9 protein-coding genes and 1 pseudogene are annotated in these 12306 nt (G+C 51.8%); 8 read left to right on the top strand and 2 right to left on the bottom strand.

Translation table 11 applies throughout. From position 1 onward, the window contains the following. Window positions 1–3: 3 nt before the first annotated feature. From cysM to mazG, 4 genes are all read left to right on the top strand, one after another. Entirely contained in the window at window positions 4–888 is an 885-nt protein-coding gene (gene cysM, locus CX664_RS07830) for a cysteine synthase CysM (RefSeq protein WP_219622144.1), read from the top strand. A 147-nt stretch (window positions 889–1035) separates the two neighbouring features. Further along, window positions 1036–2373, top strand: a complete 1338-nt coding sequence (gene rlmD, locus CX664_RS07825) for a 23S rRNA (uracil(1939)-C(5))-methyltransferase RlmD (protein ID WP_180966418.1) — start codon at window positions 1036–1038, stop codon at window positions 2371–2373. A 335-nt stretch (window positions 2374–2708) separates the two neighbouring features. Next, window positions 2709–4961 (top strand): GTP diphosphokinase, encoded by a 2253-nt coding sequence (relA, locus tag CX664_RS07820; protein WP_101746198.1) that lies wholly within the window; start codon window positions 2709–2711, stop codon window positions 4959–4961. 241 nt (window positions 4962–5202) lie between these two features. Beyond that, window positions 5203–6009, top strand: coding sequence for a nucleoside triphosphate pyrophosphohydrolase (gene mazG / locus CX664_RS07815; protein ID WP_101746197.1), 807 nt, complete (start codon window positions 5203–5205; stop codon window positions 6007–6009). A gap of 100 nt (window positions 6010–6109) precedes the next feature. On the opposite strand, the gene CX664_RS07810 is transcribed toward mazG, so the two are convergent. Together CX664_RS07810 and trmJ are read right to left on the bottom strand one after the other, a co-directional pair. Next, a complete protein-coding gene (locus CX664_RS07810) occupies window positions 6110–6556 on the bottom strand; it encodes a GNAT family N-acetyltransferase (protein ID WP_101746196.1) in 447 nt (148 codons plus the stop codon). Further along, window positions 6549–7334, bottom strand: coding sequence for a tRNA (cytosine(32)/uridine(32)-2'-O)-methyltransferase TrmJ (gene trmJ / locus CX664_RS07805; RefSeq protein ID WP_338063469.1), 786 nt, complete (start codon window positions 7332–7334; stop codon window positions 6549–6551). The genes CX664_RS07810 and trmJ overlap by 8 nt, the downstream gene beginning before the upstream one ends. Window positions 7335–7789: 455 nt before the next feature. On the opposite strand from trmJ, the gene CX664_RS07800 reads away from it, so the two are divergent. From CX664_RS07800 to cydC, 4 genes and pseudogenes are all read left to right on the top strand, one after another. After that, window positions 7790–8602 (top strand): RNA-guided endonuclease InsQ/TnpB family protein, encoded by an 813-nt coding sequence (locus CX664_RS07800; protein WP_219622143.1) that lies wholly within the window; start codon window positions 7790–7792, stop codon window positions 8600–8602. Beyond that, window positions 8587–8682 (top strand): annotated as a pseudogene (locus CX664_RS28080) (hypothetical protein); the annotation flags it as partial. The gene CX664_RS07800 and the pseudogene CX664_RS28080, both read left to right, overlap by 16 nt. A 65-nt stretch (window positions 8683–8747) precedes the next feature. After that, entirely contained in the window at window positions 8748–10562 is a 1815-nt protein-coding gene (gene cydD / locus CX664_RS07795; protein ID WP_101746194.1) for a heme ABC transporter permease/ATP-binding protein CydD, read from the top strand. Then, the gene (gene cydC, locus CX664_RS07790; RefSeq protein WP_101746193.1) at window positions 10555–12246 is read left to right on the top strand and encodes a heme ABC transporter ATP-binding protein/permease CydC; all 1692 of its coding nucleotides are present in this window, start codon (window positions 10555–10557) and stop codon (window positions 12244–12246) included. Before cydD ends, cydC begins: the two co-directional genes overlap by 8 nt. Window positions 12247–12306 lie beyond the last annotated feature (60 nt).

The raw sequence follows: 12306 nt of genomic DNA, 5'->3' as shown, positions 1-12306 counted from the left end.
TCCATGGAATATCCGACAATAGAGTCGATTATTGGCAACACCCCTCTGGTTCGTCTGCAGCGTATGCAGGGGAAGAGTTCAAATACCATACTACTGAAACTGGAAGGACAAAATCCGGCCGGTTCCGTGAAAGATCGACCAGCCCTGTCCATGATCGCCGAGGCAGAACGCCGCAATGCCATCAGCCCGGGGGACACATTAATTGAAGCCACCAGTGGCAATACCGGTATAGCGCTCGCGATGGCAGCGGCCGTGCGCGGTTATCGGATGATCCTCATTATGCCGGACAATATGAGCGCCGAGCGTCGTGCAGCAATGAGTGCTTATGGAGCAGAACTGATTCTGGTCAGTAATGGCATGGAAGGTGCCCGGGATAAAGCGTTGGAAATGCAGCAACAGGGCCTGGGCAAGGTACTTAACCAGTTTGCCAATCCGGATAATCCCCTGGCGCATTACGGGACCACCGGGCCTGAAATCTGGCAGCAGACTCAGGGTGCGGTCACGCATTTTATCAGTTCCATGGGCACTACCGGGACGATAATGGGGACCTCCCGTTATCTGAAAGCGAAGAATCCTGCCATTCAGATCGTTGGCCTGCAACCGGAACAGGGGGCTCAGATACCAGGCATCCGTCGTTGGAGTCCCGAATACCTGCCTGCGATTTTTCACCGTTCCGCCGTTGATGAGGTGATGGATATTGGTCAGACAGAAGCTGAAGAATGCATGAGGCGGCTGGCCCGGGAAGAAGGCATATTCTGCGGTGTTTCTTCAGGGGGAGCCGTTGCTGCTGCCCTGAGACTGTCAAAAAGCGTAGCGCATGCCACCATTGTGGCGATTATCTGTGACCGTGGTGATCGCTATCTTTCCACTGGCGTATTTCTGCCATAGGAAAACCGTTCACCGGTTTCTCTGGCCATGATTGAATTTCCATGTATGCAGGTATGAATCCGGGTTTGTTGTACTCAATATCCAAGGTAACATTGCGCTTTTAAACGGCCATGGGCTATGGTTTCAAGAGAATGTTGGAAGTACTCTATGCGCTTTAAACGTGCTGCCTCAACCCCTGTTATTATTCATGAGGATGTGCGTATTGACGGGCTTTCCCATGATGGTCGCGGGATTGCCCGCTACCATGGGAAGACCCTCTTTATTGACGGGGCACTGCCGGGCGAAACCGTTCGTGTCCGGATTCTGGAAGACAAACGTCGTTTTATCAATGCCCGTGTATCAGAAGTGCTGTCGGCATCACCCGAGCGCCGTGAGCCTGCCTGCGCCCATTTTCGTCAGTGCGGAGGGTGCAGCCTGCAGTACTGGTCCCATGAAGGGCAGCTTGACAGCAAGCAGCACATCGTTCTCGATCAGTTAAGGCGATTTGCCCATGTTGTGCCTGAGCACATTGAGGAACCACTGGTTTCTCCCCCCTATGGCTATCGTCATCGTTGCCGTTTTGCTATCCGCTGGCGTAAAGGCAGACTGAACCTTGGCTTTCGGGAAAAGGGCAGTAATGCCATCTGTGACATTAATGAATGTCACATACTGGCAGAGCCTTTGCAGGAGATGCCCGTACTGTTGAAGTCATTTTTGCCAACGTTAACCGGCCGGGAAGCCATTTCCCACGTGGAGTGTTTTCTGGCAGAGCAGGGGCGCGGGTTACTGCTGCGTCATATTCGTCCTCTGTCGCAAGAAGACCAAACCCTGTTGACAGCGTTTGCTTCTGCCCATCAGCTGTTGCTGTACCTGCAGGGTAGTCCGGAGAACATCCGGCTTTTATATCCTGCCAGATCTGACGACGATGCCGCAGTCGCATTGCATTACTCGCTACCTGAATCAGGGGTGCAGCTGTACTTCCGGCCACAGGACTTTACCCAGGTCAACCGGGTGATTAATCAGGCGATGGTTGAGCAGGTTATCCAGTGGCTTACTCCGCAAGCATCCGATAAAGTGCTGGATCTGTTCTGTGGCCTGGGTAATTTCTCTCTGCCACTGGCAAAACAGTCAGGCCATGTTACTGGGGTTGAGGGTTCACCGGGTTCGGTTGCCCAGGCGACAAGAAATGCCGGTCTGAATGGTTTGAGTAATGTAAGTTTTCACTGCGCAGACCTGTCCAGTGATTTCACCACTGAGCCCTGGGCAAAAGAGCATTACGATATAGTGGTTCTGGACCCCCCAAGGGCCGGTGCGGATTTTATGATTGAGCAACTGGCCTGTTTATTGCCTGACCGACTGTTGTATATTTCCTGCAATCCGGCAACCCTTGCCAGGGATGCCGGCAGTCTGGTCTCCCATGGTTTCAGGCTTGAGCGTTTGTGTGTAATGGATATGTTTCCGCAAACTTCTCATGTTGAGTCCATGGCGCTTTTTGTCAGGTCATAGTCAAAAAGTAATTTATTGGAAAGTAGCCTGTTAATGGCTGCTTTGGGGAAGTAGTCTAGGAGGCTGACCGAGAATAGCGCCCGTCTAGGCGACCCCGTAGCGAGGATGGCAGAAAATTGAGGATAAAAAGTCGGAAATTTTTAGTGAATAGTGGTTCTATTTGCTAAAAATTTCCGACTTTTTAGACCAATTTTCTGTCACCGCACGACTGCATGGATGCAGGAGCTAGTGCAACGCAGGAGCAGTTGCCGCGTAGGGCAGTCTATTCTTGGTCAGCCTCCTAGCCTGATGCCACACAGGGCATCATTTTTACAGAAAGAGATGGAATGGAATAGATGGTCAAGGTCAGAGAGGATCAGCCCCAGCTCTTCGACGGCAGTGTCGACCTGGGTGCCTGGCTGAATCGCCTGCAGGAACGTTACGGCGTTGGTGATACGGATAGTCTGAGGGAGGCCTGCGAGCTGGCCCAACAGGCTGAGCTGCTGGCATTGCAGCGGTCTCTCGAATCTGAAGAAACAGTCTGGCCTACGGGAAAAGGGTGTTTCCGGACCGGTCTGGAAATGGCCGAGATCCTGGCCGAGCTGAAACTGGATATGGATACCCTGGTTGCTGCGGTCCTCTATCGGGCTGTCCGTGAAACCAAGCTCTCTCTTGACCAGGTGGAAGAGAATTTTGGCAAGGTGGTTGCCGGTCTGATCAAAGACGTTCAGGGCATGGCGGCCATCAGCAATATCCAGAACCCGAGAAAGCAGGTTCTCGATCATCGTCAGGACCAGCTGGAAAAAGTTCGCAAGATGCTGGTGTCCATTATTGACGATGTCCGTGTTGCCCTGATCAAACTGGCTGAGCGTACCTGCGCTATCCGGGCTGTTCAGCATGCCAGTAAGGAGAAACGTCAGCGGGTTGCCCGGGAGGTGTTTGAAATTTATGCGCCGCTGGCCCATCGGCTGGGTATTGGTTATATCAAGTGGGAGCTGGAAGATCTCTCCTTCCGTTACCTTAAACCCCAGGACTATAAGAAAATTGCCAGGCTACTGGATGGCAAACGACTGGATCGCCAGAAATACATTACCAACGTCGTAGATGCCCTGAAAGCATCGTTGTCGGATGCACGGATTGAGGGGGATGTCAGTGGCCGGGTAAAGCATATCTACAGTATCTGGCGGAAGATGAAACGGAAAAACGTCGATTTCCGTGATCTTTACGATATTCGTGCGGTCCGTATTCTCACCAATGAAGTCCGTGACTGTTATGCAGCCCTGGGGGTGGTGCACTCGCTCTGGAATCATATTCCCAAGGAATTTGATGATTACATTGCCACTCCGAAAGAGAATGGCTACCGCTCCCTGCATACGGCGGTGTTTGGTCCTGAAGGCAAAACCCTTGAAGTTCAGATACGCACCCATGATATGCATGAGGAAGCAGAGCTGGGTGTTTGCGCACACTGGAAGTACAAGGGCACTGACGTTAATAGCCGCAGTGACAGCTACGAGGAAAAAATTTCCTGGCTGCGTCAGGTGATGGAGTGGCATGAAGACCTTGGTGATCTGGGCGAGCTGGGTGGTCAGTGGCGTGCGGATGTCGAGCCAGACCGAATCTATGTGTTTACCAAAGATGGGCATGTGGTTGATCTGTCGGTAGGAGCCACCCCGATCGATTTTGCCTACCGGATTCACTCAGAAGTGGGCAGCCGCTGCAGAGGCGCGAAAGTTGCCGGTCGTATTGTCCCGTTAACCCATAAACTGAAAACCGGCGATCAGGTGGAAATCCTTACTGCTCCCAATGCCCACCCCAGCCGGGACTGGCTGAACCCTGATCTTGGTTATGTCACCACCAGTCGTGCCAGGGCCAAGATCACCAGCTGGTTCAAAAAGCAGGATCGGGACGCCAATATCGCTGATGGTCAGAGCCTGCTGGAATTGGAGCTTAAACGTCAGGCGTTGCAGAGTGTTAATTACCCGGAGCTTGCCCAGGCAGTTAACTGCCTGTCACCGGATGATATGTTTGCCGGTATCGGTGCCGGTGACATAAAACTTCGCCATGTGGTTTCCCTGGCACAGAAGCAGGTTGCGCCGGAAGAAGAGAAGACGTTTGAAATTCGCACCAAACCACAACAGGAACGGTTATCGGACAGCACCATTACCATTGATGGTGTTGGTAATCTGCTGACTCAGATGGCGGGTTGCTGCCAGCCGGTGCCGGGGGATCCGATTATCGGTTATATCACCGTTGGCCGTGGCGTAACCATTCACCGGGAAGACTGTAATACGGCGCTCTCTTTGCGCAGTCGTGAGCCGGAGCGCCTGATAGAAGTTAACTGGGGAACCCGTCCGGACTACAGTTACCCGGTTGATGTTATCATTACGGCTTATGACCGCCCGGGCCTGTTAAGAGATATTACCGTGGTATTGGCTAACGATAAGGTGAATGTTCTGTCTATGCAGACCCGGACCAGCAAGGAAGAGCATTTAGCCAGCATGCTGCTGACTATGGAAGTTCCGAGTCTGGAGAGCCTGGGACGCATCCTTGCCAAGGTCGGTCAGTTGCCCAATGTTATCGATGCTGTTCGTCATCGTAAAATGAGTTAAGTTATCTATTGGTTTCCAGGCTTGGAGGGTGTTGCCAAAGGCTTTAAAAGAAGGGAACCACAAAGGCACAAAGACACAAAGTTTTTTCCGGGCTTGCCTGAGCTACGCTCAGCAAACAAAAAGGCTTCCTTTGTGTCTTCGTGCCTTTGTGGTTCAAGGCTTTTGTGCCTTTTAAAGCACCATCACCTGACGTAGGGATCCCTTTCGTTTTAATGCTTTTACACTCTTCAAGGAGCCGGGTTTGTCACATTCCATTGATAATCTGATTACTTTGATGGCCAGACTCAGAGATAGAGAACATGGTTGTCCATGGGATCTGAAACAGACCTTCGCCACCATTGCCCCCTACACACTGGAAGAGGCCTGCGAAGTTGCCGAAGCCATTGAGCGGGAAGATTATGACAACCTGAAAGAAGAGCTGGGTGACCTGTTATTTCAGGTGATTTTCCATGCCCAGATGGCCAGAGAAAACGGTTTTTTTGACTTTGCCGATATCAGTGAGGGGATATTGGCAAAATTGCTGCGCCGACATCCCCATGTTTTTCCTGATGGAAGTCTGGAGTCGTTTGCTACCGGGCAACAGCTGACGCCTGAACAGGTCAAGCAGAAGTGGCAGGAAATAAAGGCCGAAGAAAAAAAACTGAAAGGCCCCAAAGAGAGCCACTCAGCCATGCCTGATGATTTGCCGACAATGCTGCCAACCTTGCAGCGTGCTGAAAAAATTCAGGCAGCAGCGGCCAGAGTGGGTTTTGACTGGCCGGAGCCAGAGCCGGTATTTGACAAGATTTACGAAGAGCTGGATGAAATCCGTGCTGCCAGAAGTGAAAGTCAGGAGCGGATTTCAGAAGAGCTGGGTGACCTGTTATTTGCCTGTGTCAATCTTGCCCGGCACCTCGGTGTTGATGCCGATATGGCATTGCGTAAGGCCTGCCATAAATTTGATCATCGGTTCCGGAAAATGGAAGCTCTTGCTACGGAACATGAGGAACGTTTTGAACAGCTGACGCTGGAAGAGATGGAGAGCTACTGGCAGCAGTGTAAACAATGATCTTTGAAAATATGTTTTAATGCCTCTGTATCTGCGGATTGCTGTTGATTTAAAAGGCTGGTTGTACCTGAAAATTACTGATGATTCGCCTTTCCAAATTTCAGGCCTGCTGCGGGCAACGGGCCATCAATAAGAAAGTGTGCCCCTGTTGACGGTACCTCAGGTAAGGATCCAGGATATCAGAAGGTACACTGTCCGGCTCCGGGCTGAAAAAACCTGCTCTCTGGTAAAAAAGTTCAAGGTGAACGTAGGGGTAGCACCAGCAGTTGACAGCATCTATATCCTTCAGAACTTCGCTCAAAAAGAACGAGCCAATACCCCTTCTTTGGGCATGGCTGACTACCTGAACGCTTCTCAGCAGATAACCGTCGGATTTTGGACTGGCCCTCAGGCCAGCGATAATGTTTCCCTTCAAACAGCGGGCTACCCAGACCCGCTCCTCACTCGACGCTTTTCCCTTGTGCCCGTTCTCTTTAAAAAAGCGGTTAACCAGGGGAAAGGCAATGGGGTTGAGTTCCTCAACGGTATGCACAGCACGCTCAGTCATGGCTGTTTCCAGATGCTTTCTGGGCGGCTCCCAGAATACCCCGCAACATATTCAGCTCTTTGGCTTCGGGGCGGGCTCGGTTGAACAAGCGACGCAGCCGGGTCATGACCAGCCCCGGGTGCTGTTGAATAATAAAATTGATGTCGGTCAATGTGGTTTCCAGGTGCTCGTAGAACTTTTCCAGCTCCTGATTCAGTGGGTATTCCTGTTCTGGTGTTGCACCGTGCCAGTGGTTCTCTTTATTCAGCGACGCCTTGAAGATCTCATAACAGAGAATCTGAATGGCTGAGGCGACATTAAGTACCGGGTACTCCGGATTTGCATCAATACTGGTATGGAAGTGGCACTTTTCCAGCTCGCTGTTGGTCAGGCCCATGGTTTCCTGGCCAAATACCAGAGCAACGGGCGACTGGCGGGATTCACAGAGCAGTTTCTCCGCACACGCTTCAGCCCCCAGCATCGGGCGTGAAAACGAATGGGTGCGTGTTCTGGCGCTGGTGCCGATGACCAGGGCGCAATCGGCAATGGCTGCATCCAGTGAGTCAAAGACCCGGGCGTTTTCCAGCACATCCAGGGCACCGGCCGCCATGGAGTCCGCTTCCGGCGCGGGAAATCGTTGCGGTGTCACCAGGCAGAGGTCACTCAGACCCATGGTTTTCATGGCCCGGGCAGCGGAGCCTATGTTGCCGGGGTGGAAGGTATTGATAAGGATGATGCGAATATTTTGAAGCATGGTGACCAATGGTTGAATAACGGAAGAGGCTGTCCTTTTGGACACTCTTTTAGCAAGAGCAGAACCACAAAATAAATTTGACCCGTAATTATAGGGGGCGAAAGTACTTGAAAACCAGTCAGTATGCTCGTGGTGAGTATCGATTGAGTTACCAATTCTCGCGGAATACTCCATCCATAGCTCGTAGAGCTTGGGTGGAGATGGATTGGGCTGCGCAGGTGGGGCCGCCTAGGAGGCTGTCCGATAGGACTGGCAAAACTATCAGTAAAAACAGGAACTTTTTGTTGTTTTCCAAGTCAAAAAAGTATGGCAAAAACAAAAACACTAAAGGTTCGGGTAAAAGACAAACATGCCAAATTACTCAGTAAAATAATTCGCTCTGTCAATTTTGTCTGGAACTATATCAACGAACTGAGTTCCCGTTCGATCAAAGAACGGAGCGTGTTTTTGTCTGCCTATGATATTCACCCTACACCAAAGGGGCAGGCAAGGAGCTGGGATTGCACAGCCAATCTTTACAGTGCATAGCCGCTGAGTATGTGACTCGCAGAAAACAATTCAAGAAAGCAAGGCTTAACTGGCGAAAATCCCGTGGTGTCCGTCGATCCCTTGGTTGGATTCCGATAAATACCGGACAGGCCAAATGGAAGAACGGGCAGGTATTCCACAACGGCCACTATTTTTCAGTGTGGGACTCTTTTGGACTCAGTGACTACAAGTTCCGTTCTGCCAGTTTCAACGAAGACTCAAGAGGTCGTTGGTATTTTAATGTAGTTGTTGATTTAGAGCCTGAAACATCTGAAGGAACACAGTCAGTCGGTATAGACCTTGGCTTTAAAGAATCTGCAACCGATTCTAACGGTAATGGTGTTACAGGCCTTGAATACCGGATGCTTGAGCAGAAATTAGGTATTGCCCAAAGAGCCAATAACAAGAAAAGAGCCAAGGCGATTCACGCCAAAATCAAAAACAGAAGGCAAGACGCCTTGCACAAATACAGCCGCAAACTGGTGAATGAGAATGCGGTAATCTTCGTTGGCAATGTATCCAGTCAGGCAATGGTGAAAACCAAAAAAGCGAAATCCGCTTTGGATGCCGGATGGGGATTATTGAAAACCATGCTGTCTTGTAAGTGCGATCACGCAGGCGTGGTTTTTGAAATCGTCAACGAAGCCTACTCCACCCAAACGTGTTCGTGCTGCGGGGTAATACCCGACAGTAGTCCGAAAGGTAGGCCAGGTCTTGGAATAAGAGGGGGCCGCCTAGGTAATGGGTCTGTTCAGAGTGCGGAGCTGAACATCAGCGTGACATAAACGCTGCCAGAAACATTCTTGCGCTCGGGCATGAGCGTCTCGCTGGAGGAATCCCCCACTATAACCGCGAAGCGGTTTAGTGGTGGGAGGATGTCAAGTACAATGCACCGCACGTGTTCAGTAGTCCGGGAAATACATTGAAAAGATGAGTCAAACTACACAAAAGCAAGCCTATCGCTGGTTGTTACGGCAGATAGGGTCGGCCCGGCACTGGCTACTGATCTCCATGGGCCTGGGTTTGCTCAATGGCGTCTTGCTGATTATTCAGGCTTCAATCATGGCAGGAATGATCCATCAGCTGGTGATGGAGGGAGCCACCCGGGAGATGCTGACGGACGATTTTTTCCGGGTGCTGGTGTTGGTTGTTGCTCGTGGTGCCTGCACCTGGGGGCGTGAGTTTTGTGGTTTTCGGGCAGGTGCCTGCGTTCGGGTAGAAGTGCGTAAACTATTGCTGGATAAGTTACGCCGCCTTGGGCCGCTGGTGATTGCTGAGCGGCCTGCCGGTAGCTGGTCGGCGATTGTTGTTGAACAGGTGGAAGAGCTTCAGGAATTTATTGCCAAATACCTGCCTCAGATGGCTCTGGCGGTAATGTTACCGGCCATTATGCTGGTGGTTGCTTTCCCACGAAGTTGGGTGGTGGGCATTATTTTTCTGGGAACAGCGCCGCTGATTCCGGTTTTTATGGTTCTGGTAGGAATGAAAGCCGCACAGGCGAACCGGAAAAATTTTCAGGCACTCTCACGCCTGGGGGGCTTCTTTCTGGATCGGCTGCAAGGGTTGGAAACGCTGAAACTCTTTCAGCGAACAAGCTTTGCACAAACACAGTTAGCCGATGCCAGTGAAGACTTTCGGATAAAGACCATGCAGGTACTCCGTCTGGCTTTTCTGTCATCAACGGTGCTGGAGTTTTTTGCTTCGGTGTCCATTGCGCTGGTGGCGGTGTTTCTGGGGATGAGTTTTCTGGGGCATATTACCTTTGGTGGTGAAGTGACACTGTATACCGGGCTGTTTCTGTTGCTGCTGGCTCCTGAGTATTATCAGCCACTGCGGGAGCTGGGAACCTATTATCACGCCAGGGCCAAAGCGGTTGGTGCGACGGAAGAGATTCTGGACATATTATCCCGAAAAGAATCGGAGGCACACCATGGCGGGTTATCTTTGCCAGAGGCAATGCCGCTGACTCTGGAGGTAAAAGAACTATCCGTGTCGGCAACCATAAAGTCCGCAGTTAACCCGCTGCCGACAGACGCTTCAGACAACAAACAGCCGCTTTTACTGGATCGTCTGTCGTTTAAGATCGAACCCGGAACCCGAGTCGGTATTATTGGCAGCAGCGGTGCCGGTAAAACAACGCTGATTAATACGCTGATGGGCTTCTGGAGCTACCAGGGTGAAATAAAGGCAGGCGGGCAATCACTGGCGGATACCCGGCTCGGCAGCTGGCGTAAAGCGATTGCCTGGTTGGGTCAGCAGCCATTGATAATCCATGGCTCCGTTTATGATAATATTTCCTTTGGACGCGCAGTTTCCCGTGAGCAGTGCCTCGACGCCCTGGCCAGGGCCCAGGGTATGGATATTCTGGCAAACCTGCCGGATGGGCTGGACAGTGTCCTTAAAGAGCAGGGCGGTAACCTGTCGGTTGGTCAGGCCCAGCGGATTGCCCTGGCAAGAGCCCTTGTATTGCCGGTGCGGTTATTAATTCTGGACGAACCGACAGCCAGCCTGGATTCTGTCAGTGAGAGCCTGGTGCTGGATGCCCTGGATGCCATACCTGACGATTGCACTGTTATCACCATTACCCACCGAATCAGCCAGCTCAAGGCCATGGATCAGATCCTGATGCTGGAAAAAGGAAGGCTGGTGGCTGACGGCTCTCCGGCAACGTTGGCGAGGGAAAGTGCTTCGTATCAGCAGTTTATTAATATGCATTGTAATCAGGGGAGTCTGGATAATGAATGACCTGTGGCCTTTCCTGAAATTGTATCGTCAGCATCTGGGGATGCTGTCATTGGGTGTGTTGCTGGCAATGGTTACCCTGCTGGCGAGCCTCAGCCTGCTCTCACTGTCCGGTTGGTTTATTACCGCCACCGCCATCGCCGGGTTGACCTTTACCACGGCCCAGACCTTTAACTTCTTTACCCCGGGGGCGGGCGTTCGGGGCTTTTCCATTGCCCGTACCGCTGCCCGCTATGCAGAACGTCTGGTCAGCCATGATGCCACGTTCCGGCTGTTGTCAGGCCTGCGCAGCTGGTTTTTCAGTAAATTGATTCCACTCTCCCAAGAGCAGCTCGGACAGTACCGTAAAGGTGAGCTGCTTGATCGGCTGGTGGCTGATATTGATGCCCTGGATCAGCTCTATCTGAGGCTGGTCAGCCCATTGCTGTCTGCTGTGAGTGTTGCTCTGCTGTTTTCACTGTTTATCTCTTTTTTCAGTGCTGCGGTGGCCATGGTGGTATTGCTGGTGATGATGCTCTGGATTATCTCCATGCCGTTGCTGTTTTATGTTCTGGGTCGCAGGACCGGGGAGTCAATGGGTGTCAGGCAGGCGCGTTTGCGCCAGGGGGTACTGGATTATCTGCAGGGTATGGCGGAACAGCAGATCTATGGCAGTGATGCCAGTAGCCGTGCCTCGATGGCTGAATCGGAACAGAAACTGGTTGCCGACCAGTCCCGCATGGCCGTGATGGAAGGCTTCGGTTCCGCCCTGTTTGTTTCCGGCTCCGGTGCGGCGGCATTACTGGTGTTGTATATCGCCAGTGGTGAGATGAGTGCAGGCCTGTTCAGTGGGCCGGTTATGGTTATGATGGTGTTTGGGATGCTGGCCAGTTTTGAAGCACTGATGCCGTTGCTCGTTGCTTTTCAGTTTCTCAGTCATACACGACAGGCGGCCAGTCGTTTGCGCCAGGTGGTGAAGTTGCCGGTGGTTGTATTTCCAGAAAAGGCAACAGGAGAAGTATTAAAAGGTGAGATTCAGTTTACTGAGGTCTCCTGTAGCTATGTCAATAACAGCGATGCCAATAACCAGCCAGTCATTAATAAGCTATCACTTCACATTCCCGCAGGCAGCCATATTGCTCTGCTTGGTAAAACCGGATGCGGTAAATCAACGCTGATCAAGCTATTGAGCCGTGGATTGGAGCCCTCTGGTGGCAGGATTTTACTGGATGGGCAGCTGATTCAGGAATTATCAGAACAGGCACTTTACCGGGCCATCACGTTTGTCCCTCAGAAAACGCATGTGTTCAGCGCCACGCTCAAGGAGAATCTGCTGTTGGCTGCACCTGCGGCAACTGATGCGCAGCTGTTAACAGTCGTTAACGATTCAGGTCTGAATAGGCTTGCTGCTGCCAGGGAAAACGATGGTGATCTGCTGGATATCTGGCTGGGGCAGGGCGGTATTGCCTTATCCGGCGGAGAGCAGCGCCGTCTGGCCATTGCCCGGGCTTTGCTGAAACCGGCCCCGATACTGGTGATGGATGAACCGGGGGAAGGGCTGGATGTTCACAGTGAACAGGCCTTGATGGATACCGTTTTGGGTCAATTCAAAGACAGTACCATCATTATGATCACCCATAAGCGAACTGCCCTGGGAAAGATGGATCAGGTCTTCCGAATGGAAAATGGCAGTTTGATCAAACGGTAATGGCAGGGCCTGTTGATGCAACAGGCCCTGTTACACTGTGCCAATCACCCTTCGACTTCG

Source organism: Endozoicomonas acroporae, assembly GCF_002864045.1.
GTDB classification, from domain to species: Bacteria; Pseudomonadota; Gammaproteobacteria; order Pseudomonadales; family Endozoicomonadaceae; genus Endozoicomonas; species Endozoicomonas acroporae.
The sequence above is the reverse complement of the archived record's forward strand: the minus strand, read 5'-3'. Positions and strand labels throughout refer to the sequence as shown.

Coding starts and splice junctions, on each gene's coding strand:
- cysM (WP_219622144.1), top strand. CDS start 4: ATGGAATATCCGACAATAGAGTCGATTATTGGCAACACCCCTCTGGTT.
- cydD (WP_101746194.1), top strand. CDS start 8,748: ATGAGTCAAACTACACAAAAGCAAGCCTATCGCTGGTTGTTACGGCAG.
- rlmD (WP_180966418.1), top strand. CDS start 1,036: ATGCGCTTTAAACGTGCTGCCTCAACCCCTGTTATTATTCATGAGGAT.
- relA (WP_101746198.1), top strand. CDS start 2,709: ATGGTCAAGGTCAGAGAGGATCAGCCCCAGCTCTTCGACGGCAGTGTC.
- CX664_RS07810 (WP_101746196.1), bottom strand. CDS start 6,556: ATGACTGAGCGTGCTGTGCATACCGTTGAGGAACTCAACCCCATTGCC.
- cydC (WP_101746193.1), top strand. CDS start 10,555: ATGAATGACCTGTGGCCTTTCCTGAAATTGTATCGTCAGCATCTGGGG.